The 20,101-nt window shown below is 74.0% G+C and carries 19 protein-coding genes and 1 pseudogene; 10 read left to right on the plus strand and 10 right to left on the minus strand.

Annotation, left to right across the window (positions count from 1 at the left end; genetic code table 11):
- Nucleotides 1–6 precede the first annotated feature (6 nt).
- The 3 genes from ACFY0O_RS16080 to ACFY0O_RS16090 all read right to left on the minus strand — a co-directional run bounded on the left by ACFY0O_RS16080 (nucleotide 7) and on the right by ACFY0O_RS16090 (nucleotide 2,679).
- Nucleotides 7–1,032, minus strand: a complete 1,026-nt coding sequence (locus tag ACFY0O_RS16080) for an LLM class F420-dependent oxidoreductase (RefSeq protein WP_388947316.1) — start codon at nucleotides 1,030–1,032, stop codon at nucleotides 7–9.
- A complete protein-coding gene (locus ACFY0O_RS16085; RefSeq protein WP_388947317.1) occupies nucleotides 1,032–2,171 on the minus strand; it encodes a CaiB/BaiF CoA transferase family protein in 1,140 nt (379 codons plus the stop codon). The genes ACFY0O_RS16080 and ACFY0O_RS16085 overlap by 1 nt, the downstream gene beginning before the upstream one ends.
- 121 nt (nucleotides 2,172–2,292) lie before the next feature.
- Nucleotides 2,293–2,679 carry an MmcQ/YjbR family DNA-binding protein gene (locus tag ACFY0O_RS16090; protein ID WP_388947318.1) on the minus strand — a complete coding sequence of 129 codons (387 nt, stop codon included), beginning with the start codon at nucleotides 2,677–2,679 and terminating at the stop codon, nucleotides 2,293–2,295.
- Between the two features lie 96 nt (nucleotides 2,680–2,775).
- Between ACFY0O_RS16090 and ACFY0O_RS16095 the strand changes: the two genes are divergently transcribed.
- The gene (locus ACFY0O_RS16095) at nucleotides 2,776–3,987 is read left to right on the plus strand and encodes a saccharopine dehydrogenase family protein (protein WP_388947319.1); all 1,212 of its coding nucleotides are present in this window, start codon (nucleotides 2,776–2,778) and stop codon (nucleotides 3,985–3,987) included.
- A gap of 76 nt (nucleotides 3,988–4,063) precedes the next feature.
- Here the strand turns inward: ACFY0O_RS16095 and ACFY0O_RS16100 are convergent, their stop codons facing one another.
- Nucleotides 4,064–4,756: an endonuclease V gene (locus tag ACFY0O_RS16100; protein WP_388947320.1), complete on the minus strand. Its 693-nt coding sequence runs from the start codon at nucleotides 4,754–4,756 to the stop codon at nucleotides 4,064–4,066.
- 25 nt (nucleotides 4,757–4,781) lie between these two features.
- Here ACFY0O_RS16100 and ACFY0O_RS16105 point away from each other — a divergent pair, with 25 nt between their 5' ends.
- On the plus strand, nucleotides 4,782–5,081 hold the full coding sequence (locus ACFY0O_RS16105) for a YciI family protein (RefSeq protein ID WP_388947321.1): 300 nt from the start codon (nucleotides 4,782–4,784) through the stop codon (nucleotides 5,079–5,081).
- Between the two features lie 49 nt (nucleotides 5,082–5,130).
- On the opposite strand, the gene ACFY0O_RS16110 is transcribed toward ACFY0O_RS16105, so the two are convergent.
- On the minus strand, nucleotides 5,131–6,249 hold the full coding sequence (locus ACFY0O_RS16110) for a WD40/YVTN/BNR-like repeat-containing protein (protein ID WP_388947322.1): 1,119 nt from the start codon (nucleotides 6,247–6,249) through the stop codon (nucleotides 5,131–5,133).
- Nucleotides 6,250–6,323: 74 nt separating this feature from the next.
- Here ACFY0O_RS16110 and ACFY0O_RS16115 point away from each other — a divergent pair, with 74 nt between their 5' ends.
- From ACFY0O_RS16115 to ACFY0O_RS16130, 4 genes are all read left to right on the plus strand, one after another.
- Entirely contained in the window at nucleotides 6,324–6,773 is a 450-nt protein-coding gene (locus tag ACFY0O_RS16115; RefSeq protein WP_388947323.1) for a (4Fe-4S)-binding protein, read from the plus strand.
- Between the two features lie 179 nt (nucleotides 6,774–6,952).
- On the plus strand, nucleotides 6,953–7,369 hold the full coding sequence (locus ACFY0O_RS16120) for an SsgA family sporulation/cell division regulator (protein WP_388947324.1): 417 nt from the start codon (nucleotides 6,953–6,955) through the stop codon (nucleotides 7,367–7,369).
- A gap of 195 nt (nucleotides 7,370–7,564) precedes the next feature.
- A complete protein-coding gene (locus ACFY0O_RS16125) occupies nucleotides 7,565–9,211 on the plus strand; it encodes an ABC-F family ATP-binding cassette domain-containing protein (RefSeq protein WP_388947325.1) in 1,647 nt (548 codons plus the stop codon).
- Nucleotides 9,212–9,454: 243 nt separating this feature from the next.
- A complete protein-coding gene (locus ACFY0O_RS16130; protein WP_358897022.1) occupies nucleotides 9,455–10,426 on the plus strand; it encodes an acyl-ACP desaturase in 972 nt (323 codons plus the stop codon).
- Between the two features lie 15 nt (nucleotides 10,427–10,441).
- Here ACFY0O_RS16130 and ACFY0O_RS16135 read toward each other — a convergent pair whose 3' ends face one another.
- Nucleotides 10,442–10,684 carry a WhiB family transcriptional regulator gene (locus ACFY0O_RS16135; RefSeq protein ID WP_388947326.1) on the minus strand — a complete coding sequence of 81 codons (243 nt, stop codon included), beginning with the start codon at nucleotides 10,682–10,684 and terminating at the stop codon, nucleotides 10,442–10,444.
- A gap of 116 nt (nucleotides 10,685–10,800) precedes the next feature.
- Here ACFY0O_RS16135 and ACFY0O_RS16140 point away from each other — a divergent pair, with 116 nt between their 5' ends.
- Nucleotides 10,801–11,736, plus strand: coding sequence for a GDSL-type esterase/lipase family protein (locus tag ACFY0O_RS16140; RefSeq protein WP_388947327.1), 936 nt, complete (start codon nucleotides 10,801–10,803; stop codon nucleotides 11,734–11,736).
- A gap of 50 nt (nucleotides 11,737–11,786) precedes the next feature.
- Here ACFY0O_RS16140 and ligD read toward each other — a convergent pair whose 3' ends face one another.
- Nucleotides 11,787–12,818 carry a non-homologous end-joining DNA ligase gene (gene ligD / locus ACFY0O_RS16145; RefSeq protein ID WP_388947328.1) on the minus strand — a complete coding sequence of 344 codons (1,032 nt, stop codon included), beginning with the start codon at nucleotides 12,816–12,818 and terminating at the stop codon, nucleotides 11,787–11,789.
- A 75-nt stretch (nucleotides 12,819–12,893) separates the two neighbouring features.
- Here ligD and ACFY0O_RS16150 point away from each other — a divergent pair, with 75 nt between their 5' ends.
- Nucleotides 12,894–13,955 carry an ATP-dependent DNA ligase gene (locus ACFY0O_RS16150; RefSeq protein WP_388947329.1) on the plus strand — a complete coding sequence of 354 codons (1,062 nt, stop codon included), beginning with the start codon at nucleotides 12,894–12,896 and terminating at the stop codon, nucleotides 13,953–13,955.
- 69 nt (nucleotides 13,956–14,024) lie between these two features.
- Nucleotides 14,025–14,240: pseudogene (locus tag ACFY0O_RS16155) on the plus strand (DUF664 domain-containing protein); the annotation flags it as partial.
- On the opposite strand, the gene ACFY0O_RS16160 reads toward ACFY0O_RS16155, so the two are convergent.
- Nucleotides 14,232–15,740, minus strand: a complete 1,509-nt coding sequence (locus tag ACFY0O_RS16160; RefSeq protein ID WP_388947330.1) for an FAD-dependent oxidoreductase — start codon at nucleotides 15,738–15,740, stop codon at nucleotides 14,232–14,234. The pseudogene ACFY0O_RS16155 and the gene ACFY0O_RS16160 overlap by 9 nt on opposite strands.
- Before the next feature lie 187 nt (nucleotides 15,741–15,927).
- On the opposite strand from ACFY0O_RS16160, the gene ACFY0O_RS16165 reads away from it, so the two are divergent.
- Nucleotides 15,928–16,431, plus strand: coding sequence for an NUDIX hydrolase (locus ACFY0O_RS16165; RefSeq protein ID WP_388947331.1), 504 nt, complete (start codon nucleotides 15,928–15,930; stop codon nucleotides 16,429–16,431).
- Here ACFY0O_RS16165 and ACFY0O_RS16170 read toward each other — a convergent pair.
- On the minus strand, nucleotides 16,428–18,404 hold the full coding sequence (locus ACFY0O_RS16170; protein ID WP_388947523.1) for an MDR family MFS transporter: 1,977 nt from the start codon (nucleotides 18,402–18,404) through the stop codon (nucleotides 16,428–16,430). The two genes, ACFY0O_RS16165 and ACFY0O_RS16170, sit on opposite strands and share 4 nt — an antisense overlap.
- Before the next feature lie 164 nt (nucleotides 18,405–18,568).
- On the minus strand, nucleotides 18,569–19,927 hold the full coding sequence (locus ACFY0O_RS16175; protein ID WP_388947332.1) for a 6-phospho-beta-glucosidase: 1,359 nt from the start codon (nucleotides 19,925–19,927) through the stop codon (nucleotides 18,569–18,571).
- Nucleotides 19,928–20,101: the final 174 nt, after the last annotated feature.

The following is a 20,101-nucleotide window of genomic DNA, read 5'->3' on the forward strand; positions in this document are numbered from 1 at the left end:
GTCCCCCTAGAGCCAGCTCTTGACGGTTTCGATCAGCCGGGCCGGCTCGGGGCCGACGGGCGTGACGTTGAGCATGGTGACGCCGGCCTCCCGGAAGGCCTCGACGCGCTCGCGGACGTACCCCTCGGGTCCGCAGAGGGTCATCAGTTCGCAGAACTCGTCGGGGACGGCGGCGGCCGCGTCGCGCTTGCGGCCGGAGAGGTAGAGCTCCTGGATCGTGCGGGCCTCCTCCTCGTAGCCGTAGGCCACGGCGAGGTCGTTGTAGAAGTTGCGGCCGACCGCGCCCATGCCGCCCACGTACAGGGCGATCTGCGGGCGCGCCAGGTCGCGGGCCTTCGCCGCGTCCTCGCCGATGGCCAGCAGGCCGCCGGCGACGGTCTGGAGCGGGCCGAGCTCGGCGGGCCGCTTCGCGGCGCCTTCGGCGAGGGCGCTCCCCCAGACGGCGTGCGCCTTCTCGGGGAGGAAGAGGGTGGGCAGCCAGCCGTCGGCGATCTCGGCCGTCAGGGCCACGTTGGCCGGGCCGAGGGAGGCGACGTAGACGGGGATGCGGTCGCGGACCGGGCGGGTGAGGATCTTCAGCGGCTTGCCGTGCCGGCCGCCGCGTTCGGGCGGCAGCGGCATGTCGGTGATGCCGTGGTGGTCGATGGTCTCGCGGCGCCAGATGCGCCGGCACAGCTCGACGGTCTCGCGGGTGCGGCCCAGCGGCCTGTCGTACGGCTTGCCGTGCCAGCCCTCGATCACCTGGGGGCCGGAGGCGCCGAGGCCGAGGAGGGCCCGGCCGCCCGACATGGCATCGAGTCCGGCGGCGGTCTGGGCGATGAGGGCGGGGGTGCGGGAGTAGACGTTGACGATGGCCGAGCCGATCTTCATCCGCTCGGTCCGGGCCGCCAGGTACCCCATGATGGTCGGCGAGTCGAAGCCCCAGGCCTCGGCGACCCAGACGGCGTCGAGGCCGGCGGACTCCAGCGCGGCGGCCTCGTCGGCGGCCCGGCGCGGGTCGCCCGCGTAGTCGAGGAGCATGGACAGTTCCATCAGGTGCCCTTCGTCAGGCCCGGCAGGTCCCAGTCGCGGGCCACGGACGCGGTGTCGGCCCCCGGCCGCGCCGGACCGCTCGTCACGGCGGTGGGGGTGGCGGAGAAGCGGGGTGCGGGGGCGGGCTGGGTGATCCCGCCGAAGTCGGTGAAGGTGGAGCGGGCGGCGAGGTGCGGGTGGTGCGGGGCCTCGGCCAGGGAGAGGACGGGCGCCACGCAGGCGTCGGTGCCGTCGAAGACCTCGGTCCACTCGGCGCGCGTACGGGTCTTGAAGCGGGCGGCGACGGCCTCGCGCAGCTCGCCCCAGCGGGCCAGGTCCTTGCGGGCGGGGGCCTCGTCGGCGATGCCGAGGAGGCGGACGAAGGTGTCGTAGAACTGCTGCTCCAGCGCGCCGACGGCCATGTACTGCCCGTCGGAGGTCTCGTAGGTGCCGTAGAAGGGGCAGCCGCCGTCGAGGAGGTTGGCGCCGCGCCGGTCCTGCCAGCCGCCGGCCGCGACCATCCCGTGGATCATGGCGGTGAGGTGGGCGGTGCCGTCGACGATCGCCGCGTCCACGACCTGGCCGGTGCCGCCGGGGGTGCGGGCGTGCCGGAGCGCGGCGAGTACGCCGATGACCAGGTAGAGGGAGCCGCCCGCGTAGTCCCCGACCAGGTTGGCGGGGACGGCCGGGGGCCCGTCGGGGCTTCCGATCATGCCGAGGGCGCCGGTGACGGCGATGTACGCGATGTCGTGCCCGGCGGTGTGGGCGAGCGGGCCCTGCTGGCCCCAGCCGGTCATTCGGCCGTAGACCAGCTTCGGGTTGCGGGCGAGGCAGTCCTCGGGGCCGACGCCGAGCCGCTCGGCGACGCCCGGGCGGAAGCCCTCGATGAGCACGTCGGCCCGCTCGGCCAGTTCCAGCACCCGGGCGGGGCCGTCGGGGGACTTGAGGTCGACCAGGACGGAGCGCTTGTTGCGGTTGGTGACGTCGTAGGCCGGGTCGATGGCGAGCCCGCCGCCGCCGGGCCGGTCGACGCGGACGACGTCGGCGCCGAGGTCGGCGAGGAGCATGGCGGCGAACGGGCCGGGCCCGATGCCCGCCAGTTCCACGACGCGCACCCCGGCGAGCGGGCCGGTCCCTGTCTTCGCCTTCGCCTCTGTCATGGGGCCCCCAGCGTCCCTGGTGCGTGTGTGACACAACTGATGTAACACCAGCGATGCTAGGAAGGCGTCCCACTCAGCACAAGAGCAAGCGCTTAGCCGTTTGGCTCGATCTTCCCCGCCGTCAGGCCGGGCGTCTCGCGTCCAGCTCCCTGACGTGGCGTTTGAGCGCGACCGTGCGGTAGCTCTCCTCCACCCACTCGCACAGCACCTGTGCCGAGGGCGCCCCCGGCTCCCCCAGCGGCACCGACACCCAGCCCGACCGGCCGAGGCCGTACCCGGTGGGCCGGGCGCCGGGGGCGGCGAGCGCGTGCCCGTGGAGGGTCTCGTCCTTGAGCTTGACCGAGAGGCCCGGCGGTTCGGGGCCGTCGGCGTTCCCCAGGAAGACGAAGATCTTCTTGTTGACCTTCACCACCCCGTCCTCGGGCCCCCAGGGATGCTCCTCCACGGCCTCCGGAAGGCCCCGTGCGAACGCGCGCACCGTCTCCCACTTGCGCACCGCAGCCTTCATCGCACCCTCCTACTTACCGCAGGTCACACCTGCTCGCACGGACAGTCGACTCTCACGCTAGCCTCAGCCACCGACACCAGCCGGGAGGAACGTTCCATGACCGAGCACGTCCGCCGCAGCCGCCCTCATCCGGGTCCCGAACGGGACTTCGACCTCGTGCTCTTCGGCGCGACCGGCTTCGTCGGGGCGCTGACCGCCGAGTACCTGGCCCGGCACGCCCCGGCGGGCTGCCGCTGGGCCCTGGCCGGGCGCGACCCCGGCCGGCTGGAGCGGCTGCGCGAGCGGCTGACCGCCCTGAACCCGGCCTGCGCCGGCCTGCCGCTGCTGCGCGCCGACGCCGCCGACGCGGGCGCGGTGCGCGAACTGGCCTCCGCCACCCGGGTGCTGGCCACCACCGTCGGGCCGTACGTCTGGTACGGGGCGGGGCTGGTCGCGGCCTGCGCGGAGGCGGGTACCGATTACGTGGACCTCACCGGGGAGCCGGAGTTCGTCGACCGGATGTACGTGGCGCACGACGCGCGGGCCCGGGAGACGGGGGCGCGGCTGGTGCACGCGTGCGGGTTCGACTCCGTACCGGCCGACCTGGGGGCGTACTTCACGGTGGGACTGCTGCCGGACGGGGTGCCGCTGCGGGTGGACGGGTTCGTCCGCTCCTCCGCGCTGGCCTCCGGCGGCACGCTGGCCTCGGCCCTCACCGCCCTGGGCCGGGGCCCGCAGACCCTGGCCGCCGCGCGGGAGCGCAGGCTGTACCAGCCCCGGCTGCCGGGGCGGCGGGTGCGCGGCCCGGTGGGGGTGCCGAGGTTCAGCCGGGAGACCGGGACCTGGGCGCTGCCGCTGCCCACGCTGGACCCCCGGGTGGTGACCCGGTCGGCGGCCGCGCTGGACCGCTACGGGCCGGACTTCCGCTACCGGCACTACGCCTCCGTGCGACACCTGCCGGTGGCCCTGGGCGGGACGGCGGCGCTGGGCGCGGCGGCCGCGCTGGCCCAGGTCCCGGCGGCGCGGCGGTGGCTGATGGCCCGTTGGGAGCCGGGCAACGGCCCGGACGCGGAGCGGCGCGCCCGCAGCTGGTTCACCGTCCGCTTCGTCGGGGAGGGCGGCGGACGCCGCGTGTTCACCGAGGTGTCGGGCGGGGACCCGGGCTACGGGGAGACGGCGAAGATGCTGGCGGAGTCCGCGCTGTGCCTGGCGTACGACGCCCTGCCGGAGGCCTGCGGCCAGCTGACGACGGCGGTGGCGATGGGTGACGCCCTGCTGGACCGCCTACAGAAGGCCGGCATCCGCTTCCGGGTGGCGGCGGAGTCGTAGGCCGCCGGCACGCCTTCCCGCCACCGCCCCCTTGGGGGCGGCAGCTTCGCACACCGTCCGTCGGTGATCAATGAGATCAGATGACGGTTCGTCCGATGGCCTCGCGCAGGGCCCGCCGACACAGGGAGTCGGCGTGCCGGGTGGTCTCGGGGATCCGGTAACGGGGGCTCAGGGCGAGGACGTGGGCGCAGGCGTTGTCCAGGGAGACGCGGTGGCCGACGGACACGTACACCGGCTTGACCCCGTCCTGGGTGCGCAGCGCCCGCCCGACGACCGCGCCGTCGGCGGCGAGCAGCGGCGAGGTCGCGCCGCGCGGGGCGCCGGGCTCCTCGTGGGTGAAGGTGAAGGGGTTCTTGGCGACGCCGATGCTGGGCAGGCCCGTCACCACCCCGAGGTGGCAGGCGAGGCCGAAGCGGCGGGGATGGGCCAGGCCGTAGCCGTCGCAGACGACGAGGCCGGGGATGATGGGGAGCGCGTCGAGGGCCGCGAGGACGGTGGGCAGTTCGCGGAAGGCCAGCAGGCCGGGCACGTAGGGGAAGCTGACCTGCCCGACGGCGGTGGACTCGGCGACGACCTCCAGGGTGGCGGCGTCGAGGACGACGGCGGCGGCCGCGACGAGGTCGCGGTCGTCGTCGTAGGCCACGTCGACCCCGGCGACCAGCCCGCGGCCGGGTTCCGGGCCGGGCTCGTCGAGCACCAGGCCCTCGCGCAGTTCGTCCTGTATCGCCCGGGCCTCGGCTTCGTCGGCGGGGGTCTTCACACGTGTCATGGAGTGCGAGGGTAGCCTGACGATCATGTTCGTCATGGAGCTCACCTACATCGCGCCCATCGAAGCCGTCGAAGAGGAGCTGGACGCGCACGTCGCGTGGCTGGACGGGTACTACGCGTCCGGCGTGTTCCTCGCCTCGGGGCGCCAGGTCCCGCGGCAGGGCGGGGTCATCCTGGCCGGCGGGGTGTCGCGGGCGGAGATCGAGACGATCGCGGCCGGGGATCCGTTCGTGGTGGCCGGGGTGTGCGAGTACCGGATCACGGAGTTCATCGCCACGAAGACCTCCGCGGACCTCTCCTCGGTCCGCGAGTCCCTCCCCTCGTAGCGCTCCCGCCGCGCGGGGCGGGGAGCTTCGCACCGCGCGGCGGGCCGCGTCAGCGGAGCCGTTCCAGGCGACCCACCCGGCCCTTCTCCCCCGCCGCCCAGCAGCCCCCGTCCGCCGCGCAGGCGACCGTGTCGAACGAGCCCCCGTCCAGCGGCCGCCAGTTCCGCCCCGCGTCCGCCGTGACGTCCGTGCCCGTCGGCCCCACCGCCAGGGCCACCGTGCGCCCGTACGGGTACCAGGCCGCGCCGGACCGGTACGCGGCCGGTGGCGTGGCCGCCCGGGTCCAGCTGCGGCCGCCGTCCGTGGAGCGGGCCGCGGCCTGGGGCGAGGCCTGGCCCGTGCGGTAGTCGCCGCCGACCGCGAGGCCCGTCGAACGGTCGCGGAAGGCCAGGGCGAAGACGCCGCGCGCCGGATCCCCGCCGGGGACGGTGGAGTCGGCGACCCGCCACGTCAGCCCCCGGTCCGCGGAGTGCAGCACCCGCGCGGCCGCCCCGCCCCCGGTGGCCAGCCGGACGTCGTGCGGCCCGGAGGCCACCAGGCACTGCCCGCTCGCGGCGAAACCGGCCTCGCCCGGGAGGGCCGCCGGCATGCCAGTGTCCGGCAGTACCCGCCAGCCGCGCCCGCCGTCGTCGGTGGCCAGGATGCGGAACTTCCCGTCCACCGGGTCGCTCACCGCCAGCCCGTGCCGGGAGTCGAAGAAGGTCAGGCAGTCGTAGAAGGCCCGCGGGTCGGGGTTGCGGAAGGCCTCGGTCCAGGTCGCTCCGCCGTCCTCGGTGCGCAGGATCCTGGAGGCGACGCCCTCCCCGATGGACAGGGCCACCGCCCGCCGCGCGTCGAAGGCCTCGATGTCGCGCAGTTCCAGCCCGTCCGCGACCGCCCCGGGCGGCGACACGTCCTGCCAGGTGCGGCCGCCGTCGCTGGTGCGCAGGACCGTGCCCCGGGTGCCGGCCACCCAGGCCGTGCGCCGGTCGACGGCGGCCAGCCCGCGGAAGCGGACCCCGTTCACGGCCGCCGCCCCGGTGTCCTTGAGGGCCCAGCCGACGCCCTGGAGCCCGGCGGCGGAGAGGTCCTCGGCTCCGGGCCCCGCTCCGGCGTCCGCCCGGGCGGGCCCGGCCGTCACCGCCGCCGACAGGACCGCCGCGCACATGCCAACTGCCAGAAGTCTCATGGCGCGGGAAGCTAACGCACCCGTATTTCGCCGTCCAGGGTGCGTTCCGGGCCGCGCGTTCCCAGCGTGGGCCCATGGCTTCCATCGAGACAGACCAGCCGGACGAGCCGGCAGGGCCCGCGCGGCCGAAGGCGTACGCGGGCGCGGGGATCACCGTCACCTACGACGCGGGCCGCTGCCTGCACGCCGCCCGGTGCGTCGGCGGGCTGCCCGAGGTGTTCGACACCGGCCTGCGTCCCTGGATCCAGCCGGACGGGGCCGCGCCGGAGCGGGTCGCCGAGGTGGTCCGGCGCTGTCCGTCCGGGGCGCTGCAGTACCGGCTGTCCGCCGGCCCGGCGGAGGAGGGGGACCGGCCGACCAGCGTCGTACGGTCGCCTCTCGGCCAACTGTTCCTGCGGGGACAACTCAGCGTGACCACCGCCACGGGAGCGGTGCGGACGGAGACCAGAGCGGTGCTTTGCGCCTGTGGAGTGAGCGGTAACCAGCCTTATTGCGATCACTCGGGAGCCTGCGGAAAGGAGTGAGACCCCTTTCCCCACACCCCCCTCCCGATCACTCTGTGCGATCACACGGGCGGGATCCGGCCAATCGGTGATGCAGCTCACGTCATCCGCCCTGCACGGATTTGCCGATTCCGGCGTCTATCCGGTTGCCGGGTTCCACCCCACAGCCCGGCAGCAGATCCGCTGCAAGGGAGCGAGCCTTGATCACTGTCATCGAGCAGGCCGTACAGGCACGACTGGTCGCCACCGCCCCGAAGGTCGAGACCGTCCCCGTCACCCTCTGCTACGACCGCTCGGATCCCTTCGCCGTCCGCATGGCCTTCCCCGCGCTCGCCACGCTGGAGGGCGTCGAGGTCTCGTGGACCTTCGCGCGGGAGCTGCTGATGTCCGGGATCCAGCACCCGGCCGGCTGCGGCGACGTGCGCGTGCGCCCGTACGACGGGGACCGCACGACCGTCGAGTTCCACGCTCCGGAGGGGGTGGCGATCGTGCTGATGAGCACGGCCGAGATCCAGAGATTCCTGGAGCGCTCCCGCGAGCTCGTCCCGCCGGGGCTGGAGCACCGCTACCTGGACATGGACCACAGCCTGGACGAGCTGATGCGCGGCTCCTGCTGAGCCTGCCAAGGCGGCGTTATTCGGTTGCGGGCGGCTCCGGCCGCCCGTAATTTCGTCCGTGCCACATTGCCGCCGAAACGGAGTAGGACATTGCTCTTCTGAGGTCCGAGACACCGACCACCACGACCACACCTCTTGTGACAGTCGGCTGTCTCCCCGCGTTGCACGCACCACTCACGCAACCTGGAGGCCTCCATGAGTCATACCCCCACCTTCGTCACCTGCTCCGCCCTCTCCTTCGACTGGCCCGACGGAACCCCCGTCTTCGACGGGTTCCAATGGACCGTCGGCCCCGGCCGCACCGGCCTGATCGGGCTCAACGGCTGTGGCAAGTCCACCCTGTTGAAGCTCGTCGCCGGCGCCCTGACCCCGTCCGGGGGTCAGGTGTCCGTGGCCGGCACCCTCGGCTACCTCCCGCAGGACGCCACCCTCGACACCGCCCTCCGCGTCGACGAGGCACTCGGTATCCGCGCGGCCCGCACGGCCCTGCACGCCATCGAGGCGGGTGAGGCCACCGAGGCCAACTTCGCCGCCGTCGGCGACGACTGGGACGTGGAGGAACGGGCCCTGGCCGTGCTCGACCAGCTCGGGCTCGCCGGCATCGGCCTGGACCGCACCGTCGGCGAACTCTCCGGCGGCGAGTGCGTCCTGCTGCGGCTGGCGGCCCTGCTGCTGGCCCGGCCGGACGTCCTGCTGCTGGACGAGCCCACCAACAACCTGGACCTGCGGGCCCGGCGCCGCCTGTACGCGGCCGTCGAGTCCTGGTCGGGGGTGATGGTGCTGGTCAGTCACGACCGGGAGCTGCTGGAGCGGGTCGACCAGATCGCCGACCTGCGCGACGGCGAAGTCCGCTGGTACGGCGGGAACTTCGGCGAGTACGAGCAGATGCTCGCCGCCGAGCAGGAGTCGGCCGAGCGGATGGTCCGGGTCGCCGAGGCCGACGTCCAGCGGCAGAAGCGCGAACTGGCCGACGCCCAGATGAAACTGGCCCGCCGCAAGCGCTACGGGCAGAAGATGTACGACACCAAGCGCGAACCGAAGATCGTGATGAACGGGCGCAAGCGCGCCGCCCAGGAGTCGGCGGGCAAGCACCACACGATGCACGCCGAGAAGCTGGCGGACGCCCGCGAACGGCTGGACCAGGCGGTGGAGGCGGTGCGCGACGACGACGCGATCCGCATCGAGCTGCCCGCCACGCAGGTCCCCCCGGGCCGGCGGGTGCTGACCCTGACCGCTCTGCGGCCGGCCCACGGGGCGGGCGTGGAAGGCGAGTGGGAGCTGCGCGGTCCGGAGCGGATCGCGCTGGTCGGCGCGAACGGCTCCGGCAAGACGACGCTGCTGCGGACCATCGCCGGGCAGCTGGCTCCCGTGTCGGGTGAGGCGGTGGCGCACGTTCCGGCGCGGTTCCTGCCGCAGCGGCTGGACGTGCTGGACGACGAGCGCTCGGTGGCGGAGAACGTGGCGCGATTCGCCCCGCACGCCTCCAACAACCTGATCCGGGCGCGGCTCGCGCACTTCCTGTTCCGGGGCGGCCGGGCGGACCGCGCGGCCGGCACCCTTTCGGGCGGCGAGCGGTTCCGGGCGGCGCTGGCCGCGCTGCTGCTGGCGGAGCCGGCTCCGCAGCTGCTGATGCTGGACGAGCCGACGAACAGCCTGGACCTGGCGAGCGTGCGCCGGCTCGGGGAGTCGCTGGAGTCGTACGAGGGGGCGCTGATCGTGGCCAGCCACGACGTGCCGTTCCTGGAGTCGGTCGGGATCACCCGGTGGCTGCTGCTCGACGGCGAGCGGGGGCTGCGGGCGACCACCGCCGAAGAGGTCCGCGCCTCGCTCTGGCAGGACTGATCCACCGGGCCGCCACGGCCCCCGTTCCGGCCCCTCCGACCGTCAAGGCCGGAGGGGCCGGCCACCTTCTGGCGTGATTCTCACCCTTCAGCAAGCCCCTGCCACACCCTCGAACTGCGTAGATAACGGGATGTAGCCGGACACAACCACGGCTGGGGCTTGGCTCGCCCTGATGTCGCGCTTAACCTACGAGACCGTAGGCTACGGAACCGTAGGTATTTCGCTTTGTCCCCAGGAGCACCCGTGACGATCACCTCTCCCCACCTCGGCAGCTCGGAGGCGTGGACCGACGCCAAGCTGCTGTACGCGCTGGAAGAGGTGGTCGAGAAGGAGCTCAACCGCCATCTGAAGGTCACCAAGGACTGGATGCCCCACGAGTACGTGCCGTGGAGCGACGGCCGGAACTTCCCGGGCTTCTTCGAGGACGGCGAGGCCTGGGACCCGCAGCAGTCGAAGGTCACCGACATCGGCAAGATCGCGCTGGTGGTGAACCTGCTGACCGAGGACAACCTGCCCAGCTACCACCACGAGATCGCGACGCTCTTCGGCCGCAACGGCGCCTGGGGCACCTGGGTGCACCGCTGGACGGCCGAGGAGGGGCGCCACGGCATCGTGATGCGCGACTACCTGCTGGCCTCGCGCGCCGTGGACCCGGACAAGCTGGAAGCGTTCCGGATGCAGCACATGTCGGAGGGCTTCGAGTCGGACAACAGCCACTCGATGCTGCACTCGGTGGCGTACGTGGCCTTCCAGGAGCTGGCGACCCGCATCTCGCACCGCAACACCGGCCACCAGTCCGGCGACCCGGTCTGCGACCGGATGCTGGCCCGCATCGCGCAGGACGAGAACCTGCACATGATCTTCTACCGGAACCTGCTGGGCGCGGCCTTCGAGATCGCCCCCGACCTGACGATGCAGGCCGTGCGCGACGTGGTCGTCAACTTCCGGATGCCCGGACACGGTATGCCCGGCTTCGAGCGGATGGCCGCGCAGATGGCGATCGGCGGGGTCTACAACCTGCGGATCCACCACGACGACGTGCTGAGCCCCGTGATCCGCTTCCTCAAGATCATGGACATCGACGGGCTGGGTCCGGAGGGGCAGAAGGCCCAGGAGGAGCTCGGGCTGTTCATGAACGGCCTGGACACCGAGGCCCGCAAGTTCGACGAGCGCCTGGCCGCGCGCGCCGCGCGCCTGGCCGCCCGCAAGGGCTGAGGCCCGCCGGGCGGTTCAGCCGCGCGGGCGCAGGGCCTGCCGCTCGGTCTCCGAGAGGCCGCCCCAGACGCCGAAGCGCTCGTCGTTGGCGAGGGCGTACTCCAGGCACGCCGCCCTGCCCTCGCACTCCCCGCACAGCCGCTTCGCGTCCTGGACGGAGGAGCCCGGGTCCGGGAAGAAGAAGCTCGGGCCCGTCTGGGCGCACAGGGCGAGGTCGTACCAGGCGGGGGCGGCGGTGGTGGTGGTGTTCATCGACATGCGGCGATCCTGGACGGGGCCGATGTACATCCGATCAACGCCCGATCAACACCGCCCGAGGGGGCCGATAGGGTGAAGTGATGATCATCGTCTGAAGAAAGGCCCCGGTCCTCACGGTGACCGAGTCACGCCCCCACGCCCTGTTCTCCTTCGGCACGCTCAAGGAGGCGCACGTCCAGACGGCCCTCTTCGGCCGGACCGTGCCCGCCGCGCCGGCCGCGCTCGCCGGCTACGCCACCCGACCCTTGAAGATCACCGACCCGGACGTGATCGCGGCCAGCGGCCTGGACGTCCACCTGACCCTGGAGTGCCGGCTGGGCTCCGTGGTCGAGGGCGTCGTCCTGCGCCTGACCGACGCGGAGCTGGCCGCCGCCGACGCCTACGAGGTGGACGACTACGTCCGCCGGCGGGTGCTGCTGGCCTCCGGAGAGAGCGCCTGGGCCTACCTGGACGCGGATCCGCTGCGCCCGGCGGCCCGGATCGTGATCGCGGGCGACAGCATCGCGTACGGGCGCTGCGACCCGCGGGGCGGCTGGGCGGCCCGGCTGGCGGCGCGGCACATCGCCGTGAACGAGCGGGACCACCGGGTCTTCAACCTGGCCGTGCCGGGCAGCACCCTGGCAGAGGTCGCCGAGCAGACCCCGGCCCTCCTCGCCGCCCGCCGCCCGGACACCCTGCTGATCGCCGCCGGCATCAACGACTCGGCCGTCCCCGCCTCCGCCCCGCACGAGACCCCCGACGGACTGGCGGGCCGCCTGACAGACAGCCTCGCCTCCCTGGCGGCCACGGCCCGGGACCGGGGGGCCCGCCTGGTCGTCCTCGGCCCCCTCTGGCTGGACGAGTCCCGCACGGCCGACTACGAGGGGCTGCGCTTCACCGAGGCCCGCGCGCTGACCCTGCGCGAGACCCTGCGCGCCTGGTGCACGGAGCACCATGTCGACCACATCGACCTGTGGGCCCCCCTCCACAGCCGCCCCGACCTCCTCACGGACGGCATCCACCCCTCCCCCGAGGGCCACGAAACCCTCTACCGCCACCTCACGTCCGACTGACCGCCGGATCGGTGGGGGCGGGGGCCGGCATGGGTGCACCCTATGGCGGCTTACTCGTGCGGGTCCTGGTGTTTCGCGCGGCTCGGCTGGACGCGTTTGGGTTCGCCCGGCATCTTCGGGTAGTCCGGCGGGTACGGCATGTCGCCCAGGCCGTGGTCGCGTTCGTCGCGGGCCGCGAGTTCCAGGACGGGGTCCAGGCTGAAGGCGTGTTCGTCCATGTCGGCGTGCAGGTCGCCCAGTTCGGCGAAGCGGGCCGGCATCGTCGCGATGTCGAAGTCGCGCGGTTCCGCGTCGTCCACCTCCTCCCAGCGCAGGGGCGCCGAGACCGGGGCGTGCGGGCGGGGGCGGACGGAGTACGCCGAGGCGATGGTCCGGTCGCGGGCGGTCTGGTTGTAGTCGACGAAGATCCGCTCGCCGCGCTCCTCCTTCCACCAGGCCGTCGTGACCTTCCCCGGCATCCGCCGCTCCAGTTCCCGGCCCAGGGTGATCGCGCACCGTCGGACCTCCGTGAAGGTCCAGCGCGGCTCGATCGGTACGAAGACGTGCAGCCCGCGTCCGCCGGAGGTCTTGGGCCAGCCGCGCAGCCCCACCTCGTCCAGGAGGGCGCGCAGTTCGTGTGCCGCGGCCACCGCGTGGTGGTAGTCGGTGCCCGGCTGCGGGTCCAGGTCGATGCGCAGCTCGTCCGGCCGGTCGGTGTCCCCGCGCCGCACCGGCCAGGGGTGGAAGGTGAGGCAGCCCAGGTTGGCGGCCCACAGGACGGCGGCCGGCTCGGTGGGGCAGATCTCGTCCGCCGTGCGCCCGCTGGGGAAGGCGATGTGGGCGGTCGGGATCCAGTCGGGCAGGTTCTTGGGGGCCCGCTTCTGGAAGAAGGACTCGCCCTCCACCCCTTCGGGGTAGCGCTCCAGGGTGGTGGGGCGGTCGCGCAGGGCGCGGACGATCCCGGGGGCGACGGCCAGGTAGTACTCGGCGACGTCCCGCTTCGTGAACCCGCGCTCCGGGAAGTACACCTTGTCCGGGCTGGACAGGCGTACCGCCCGGCCGCCCGCGTCGAGTTCGATCGCACCGCCCGCGCCAGCACCCATGGGCGCCACGGTAGGCGGGCACGGGCGGACGCGCACACCGAGCGGGCCCGGACGTACCACCGCAGAATCGGCGGTATGGACCTGCCGGTGATGCCGCCCGTGAAGCCGATGCTCGCCAAATCCGTGGCGAAGATCCCGCCCGGCATGCAGTACGAGGCCAAATGGGACGGCTTCCGGGCGATCGTCCACCGCGACGGGGACGAGATGGAGGTCGGCAGCCGCACCGGCAAGAGCCTGAACCGGTACTTCCCGGAGCTGGTGGCGGCGCTGAAGGAGAACCTGCCGGACCGCTGCGTGGTGGACGGGGAGATCGTGATCGTCCACGGCGGGCGGCTGGACTTCGACCGGCTGACCGAGCGGATCCACCCGGCCGCCTCCCGGGTGAAGCTGCTCGCCCGGGCCACCCCGGCCAGCTTCGTCGCCTTCGACCTGCTCGCCCTCGGCGACGAGTCCCTCCTCGACACCCCGCTCGCCGACCGCCGCAGCGCCCTGGTCCACGTCCTGTCCACAGCCCGGCCCCCCGTGCATCTCGCGCCCGCGACCACCGACCCCGCGCTCGCGCGGGAGTGGTTCGAGCGGTTCGAAGGCGCCGGGCTGGACGGGGTCGTCGCGAAACCCCTCGATCTGCCCTACCGGCCCGACGCCCGCCTGATGTTCAAGATCAAGCACGAGCGTACGGCCGACGTCGTCCTCGCGGGCTTCCGTTTCCACAAGAGCGGTCCGATCATCGGATCGCTGCTCCTGGGCCTGTACGACGCCCACGGCGCGCTCCAGCACGTGGGCGTCTGCGCCGCCTTCCCCATGAAGCGCCGCGCCGAACTCGTCGAGGAGCTCGAACCGCTGCGCATGCCGGACGCCACGGGGCACCCGTGGGCCTCCTGGACCGAGGAGGCCGCCCACGAGAACGCCCGGCTGCCCGGCGCGCAGAGCCGCTGGACGGGGAAGAAGGACCTGTCCTGGGTCCCGCTGCGTCCCGAACGGGTCTGCGAGGTGAGGTACGACCACATGGAGGGCGACCGCTTCCGCCACACCGCGCAGTTCGTCCGCTGGCGCCCGGACCGCACCGCGGAGAGCTGCACGTACGAGCAGCTGGAGGAGGTCGTCGGCTACGACCTGGCCGAGGTGCTGGGCTCCTGAACTCCTCGCAGTCGCGGACCGTGCACGGGATCTTGAAGCCATGAGCTGCCCGTGGCAGGCTCGTGCCACATGATCGGGTTCTACCGGCGCACCTGGGAACACTCGGACGCGACGCTCGACGAGCTCGCACTCGACGCCCCCGGTCACGTGCCCTGGTGGTCGGAGCCCTGTCCGAACCCGAACCTGTTCGCCGTCCTGGTCCATGTCCCCGGCGAGACCGTCCGGCACGCCGGGCACGCCGACATCCTGCCCGAGGGCGTCGACGGCCGGACCGGGCTACGACCTGGCCGGGGTGGTGGGCGGGGCCGGCTGAGGGGGTGGGGTGGCGGGGGCGGTGAGGTGCTCCCACCAGGCGCGGTCCGGGCCCACGGCGTTCGGCGTCCAGCCGGGGCGCCGCGCCAGCCAGCGCGCCACCCGGGCCCGGACGGCGGGGTCCGCGTAGGCCCGTGCGGGCGGTTCGGCCAGGTGTCGGACCCTGGCCCGGGCCCGCATCACCTCCGGGTCCTCCAGCGCGCACTCGAACAGCGCGGCCGCCTCCCGCGCCCGCCCGGCGAGGCCCGGCCGAAGGCTCCCCGCGCCGCCGCCCGGCACGAGGGCCCCCGCCCCGGCCGCCAACCGCTGCCCGACGGCGGCGTCCGCGCCCGCCTGGAAGTCGAACCAGGGCTTCAGCGTGCGCAGCGCCCAGCCGTGGTAGCCGGCGGCGAAGCCGGGGGATCCGGGGTCGCGGTGGGCGGTGCGGGTCACCCGGTCGGCCGCCCACAGCGCGAGCGAGGTCCCCTGGCCCAGGGTCGGGTTGGTGTGGGTGAGGGCGTCCCCGACGGGGACCATCCCGCTCACGACCGGGCCGCGCCCGTCGGCCAGGGGGCTCCACCGGTTGTCCAGCCCCGCCGTGGCCAGTACCCCCGACAGCGGCTCGGCGCCCAGCCCCAGCCAGGCCGCGCCGGGCGGGAAGGCCCGGGCGGCGGCCTCGAAGACGGCCGGGTCGCGCAGGGCGCCCCGGGTGGGGTCGCCGGTGTGCGCGAACACGGTCACGGCGAAGACCCGGTTGTCGGACGGGAAGACGGCGCAGCCCGCGAAGGCCCCGCCGGTCACCGTCCAGGGGCGGCGCGGCCCCTCGTCCACGCCGTCGGGCAGCCGGTACCAGCGGCAGAAGTAGGCGAGGCCGGTCCGGTGCCGCTCGACCGTGCCCGGGCGGCAGCCGGCCGTGGCCAGCAGGGACGCGGAACCGCCGCGCCGGCCCGCCGCGTCCACCACCAGATCGCCCCGGTACCCGCCGCCGGGGGTGGTCACGCCGGTGATCCGGGGCTGCGGGCCCACGGTCGCGGTGAGCCCCATGACCGGCTCCCCGTGGCGCACCACCGCGCCCGGCTGCGCGCGCAGGGCGGTGGCCAGGGCGCTCTCCAGGACGATGCGGCGGGTCTGGACCAGCACCAGGTCCTCGTCGCCGGGGAGCTCGGGGGGTCTCGTGTCGAACCAGTCGAGTTCGTGCCGCTCGCGGGCGCCGAGCCGGAGCATGGCGGCGTACACGTCGGGCAGCTCGGCCCGGAGCACGGCGCGGGCGGCGCCGAGCAGGACGTGCGGCTGGGTCGCCTGGGGGACGCCGGGCCGCTGCCAGCCGAAGAAGTCCCGGTCGAAGAAGTCCCGTTCGAGGGAGCCCCGGGCGGGGGTGGCGGCGGGGGCCCGGGGGTCGCGTTCGAAGACCTCGGCGGTGTGTCCCCGGCGGGCCGCGAGCAGGGCCGTCGCGAGTCCCGCGACCCCGCCGCCGATCACCAGCACATGTGCCATTGCGCGCCCCCTGAGCCGAGGTACGTACGACGATCGGACCGCCAGAGCCTGCACGCACGGCCCCTGGCCGAAACTCGCACACCCGTCCGAGGGGTCGGCCGCGCCCCGGGTTGACGCCCCGTCTCCTGACGGCGGTGGATGGGACAATGACCGTTCCACCGCCGCACGACGGACAGGAGAGCCTCGCGTGACTCCCCAACGCCCCGAAGCCCAAGCCGGCGCCGCCCGGGCCGTCCCCCAGCCCAACGCCGTCGTCGGCGTCGGCCTGATCGTGCTCGGCCCCGACGGCCGGGTCCTGCTCGGCCAGGCGCACGACGGGCGCTGGGAACTGCCCGGCGGCAAGGTCGACCCCGGGGAGGGCTTCGAGCAGGCCGCCGCGCGCGAGCTCGCCGAGGAGACGTCCCTGCGCACCGCCCCGGAGGCGATCGAGGTCCTGGCCGTCCAGATCGCCGCCACGGAGACCGAGGTGACCCGGCTGACGGCGGCCGCCCTGACCCGCTCAGCCGAGGGCACCCCGGCCGTCACCGAACCCCACAAGATCGCCCGGTGGCGCTGGTTCGCCCCCGAGGAGATCCCGGCAGCCCTGTACGCCCCCTCGGCGGCGGTCCTGCACGCCTGGCAGCCCGGTCTCACCTCCCTGCCCGAGGCCCCCGGCCACGACTACGCCGCCCGGCCGGCGGACAAGACCTAGACCCCCTGGCGGGGCGCGAAGTTCCCCTCGCGGAGGTCTTCGGCCAGCAGCCGCTTGGCGATCGCGTCCGCCGCCGCCCGCAGCTCCGCGCTGCGCGGGCGGCCGCGGTCGCGCTCCAGCTGGTCGCCCAGCCACCGCGCCCACGCGGCGGAGATGACGTCGGCCTCCCGCTGCCCGCCCCGCGTCAGGCTGAAGAATCCGTTCTGCCGGGTCAGGTAGCCCTCCTCCACCATCCGGTCGAAGACCGGCAGCAGCACCTCCGGCGGCAGCGACCGGCGCGAGGCGATCAGCCCCAGGCCCGCGTGCCCGACCGTACGGGTGAGCAGGTCCACCTGCATGACCGCCCACGCCCCGGCCATGTCCAGCCGGGTGTCGGAGGCCTCGACGATCCCCCGGGCCTGCTGCGGGCCCATGTTCCGCACCAGCTTGCCCACCGCCAGCTCCAGCAGCTTGGCCGAGTCCCCGGAGGCCGTGGCCGGCGAGGCGAAGCCGTCGCCCATGTCCGTGGACGCGGCGCGGGCGCTGTCGCGCAGCCGGACCTGCTTGAGGAACAGCGCGACGACGAAGCCGACGGCCGCCACCGGCACCGTCCACAGGAACACGGTGTGCAGGGCCTCGGTGTACGCGCCGACGATCGGGCCGGACGCCGCCGGGTCGAGCGCGTGCACCCCCTGCGGGCTCTGCGCGGCGGCCGCGAGCCGCGCCGGGTCCTGGCCGGTGGCCCGGGCGGCACCCGCCACGGCGGCCTTCAGCTCGGGGGCCAGGCTGTTGGCGTAGATGGTCCCGAACACGGCGGTCCCGAAGGCGCTGCCCAGTGTGCGGAAGAAGGTCACGCCGGAGGTGGCCGTGCCGAGGTCGGCGTAGTCGACGGTGTTCTGCACGGCGATCGTGAGCACCTGCATGCACAGGCCGATCCCGGCGCCGAGCACGAACATGTGGACGGATTCCAGCCACGCCCCGGTGTCCGCGTCCATCCGCGACAGCAGGTAGAGGCCGGCTCCCATCACCGCGCAGCCCACGATGGGGAAGATCCGGTACCGGCCGGTCCTGCTGGTGACGTTGCCGCTGAAGACGGAGGCGATCAGCAGGCCCACGACCAGCGGCAGGGTCCGTACGCCCGACAGGGTGGCGGAGTCCCCGTCCACGTACTGGAGGTAGGTCGGCAGGAACGTCATCGCGCCGAGCATGGCGAAGCCGACGACGAAGCTGAGCACCGAGCACACGGTGAAGACGGGGTTGCGGAACAGCCGCATCGGCAGCATCGGTTCGGCGGCCCGGGTCTCGGCCAGGCAGAACAGCGCGAGCGCCAGCACCCCGCCCGCCAGCAGCCCGACGATCACCCCGGAGGTCCAGGGGTACTCGTTGCCGCCCCAGCTGGTGGCCAGGATCAGCGCGCTGGACCCCACCGCGACCAGGGCGATGCCCAGGTAGTCGATCCGGGGCCGGCCCCGCGCCCGTACCGAGGGGATGGTCCGCGCGGCGGCCGCGACCACCAGCACCGCGACGGGCACGTTGACGTAGAAGGCCCAGCGCCAGCTCAGGTGGTCGGTGAACAGCCCGCCGAGCAGCGGGCCGATGACGGTGGCGACGCCGAAGACGGCGCCGATCGCGCCCTGGTAGGTACCGCGCTCGCGCAGCGGCACCACGTCCGCGATCAGCGCCATGGAGGTGACCATCAGGCCGCCGGCGCCGATGCCCTGGACCCCGCGCCACAGGATCAGCAGGGACATGTTCCCGGCGAGCCCGCAGAGGAAGGAGCCGGTGATGAAGACGATCGCGGAGACCTGGAAGACGACCTTGCGGCCGAAGAGGTCGCCGAACTTGCCGACGAGCACGGTCGCGACGGTCTCCGCCAGCAGGTACGAGGTCACCACCCAGGCCATGTGGTCCCCGCCGCCGAGGTCCCCCACGATCGTGGGCAGCGCGGTGCCCACGATCGTCTGGTCGAGGGCGGCCAGCAGCACGCCGAGCATGATCGTGCCGAAGACGACGTTGCGCCGCCGCCGGTCGAGCACGGGCGGCGCCGCGGCCGCGGCGGGGGCAGTGGTCACCCTCGCACTGTCACAGCCGCCCGCCCTCCCCGCATGCCGCAAGCCGCCGTACGGGGGAACCCGCCGCGGGCGCCTGGCGGCCCGGCTCAGCGCAGGTAGGACAGCCCCGGGTGCTGCGCCGCGTACCCCTCCAGCAGCCGCCGGGCCACGGACACGGAGTCCACCAGCGGGTGCAGCGCGAAGGCCTTGACCGCGTCCGCCCGCGAGCCGCTCGCCGCGGCGGCCAGGACCGCCCGCTCGGCCGCCTTCACCGAGGTCACCAGTCCCACCGCGTGCAGCGGCAGCGGGGCCACCGACACCGGGTGGGCGCCGTTCGCGTCGACCAGGCAGGGCACCTCGATCACCGCCTGGGCGTCCAGCACGGACAGGGTCGAGCCGTTGCGGACGTTGAGGATGAGCGTGGCCCGCTCGTCGCGGGCGATGGCCCGCATCAGCGCCAGGGCCACCTTCTCGTAGCCGCCGGACTCCAGGTCGCTCTCCTCGCGCTCCCCGACGCCCGCCACCTCGCGGTTCTCGGACATGTACGTGGCCTCGCGCTCGGCCCGCGTCCGGTCCCAGGCGGCCAGCGCCGCCCCGGCGGACTGCCCCGCCCGGCCGGCCTCGGCGTAGAACCCGCGCTGCTGGTCGCGCAGGAATGCCCCGCGGGTCTGCTTGGCCTCCTGGTAGGCCCGTACCGTGTCCCGGTTGAAGTAGTAGTAGTGCAGGTACTCGTTGGGGATCGCGCCCAGCGAGCGCAGCCACTCGGCCCCGAAGAGGCGTCCCTCCTCGAAGGACTCCAGCGCCCCGTCGTCGGCCAGCAGCCGGGGCAGCTGGTCGCGCCCGCCCACGTGCAGGCCGCGCACCCAGCCCAGGTGGTTGAGGCCGACGTAGTCGATCCAGGCCTCCTGGGGGCGGGCCACGCCCAGCAGCCGGGCGATCCGGCGGCCGAGGCCGACCGGCGAGTCGCAGATGCCGATGACCCGGCCGCCCAGTTCCTCGGACATGGCCTCGGTGACCACCCCGGCCGGGTTGGTGAAGTTGATGACCCAGGCGTCCGGGGCGGTGCGGGCGATCCTGCGCGCCAGCTCCCGGGCCACCGGAACGGTCCGCAGCCCGTACGCGATCCCGCCCGCGCCCACCGTCTCCTGGCCGAGCACCCCCTCGGCCAGGGCGATCCGCTCGTCCGCCGCGCGCCCCTCCAGGCCGCCGACGCGGATGGCGGAGAACACGAAGTCGGCCCCGCGCAGGGCCTCGTCCAGGTCCCGGGTGGCGGTGACCTCCGGGGCGTCCGCCGCTCCCGAGGCGGCGGCCTGGTCCGCGAGCACCCGGGCCATCGCGGCGAGCCGCGCGGGGTCCTCGTCGTAGAGGGTCACCCGGGTCACCCGGCCCTCCGCGTGGTCGCCGAGCAGCGCTCCGTAGACGAGCGGGACGCGGAATCCGCCCCCGCCGAGGATGGTCAACCGCACGCCCCTACCGTCCTTCCGGCCTTTCGAGGTACCCCACACCGCCACGGCCCGGGGCGGGACGCCCCGGGCGACGGCACGAATGCCACGATCGGCGACATCCACTCGATGTCGCCGATCGTGGCATCCGATGCTCGCACGCGATCCTCGGCGCCCGGCCGTGGCAGGCCGGAGCGG

Source organism: Streptomyces sp. NPDC001594 (assembly GCF_042893675.1).
Classification (GTDB): Bacteria; Actinomycetota; Actinomycetes; order Streptomycetales; family Streptomycetaceae; genus Streptomyces.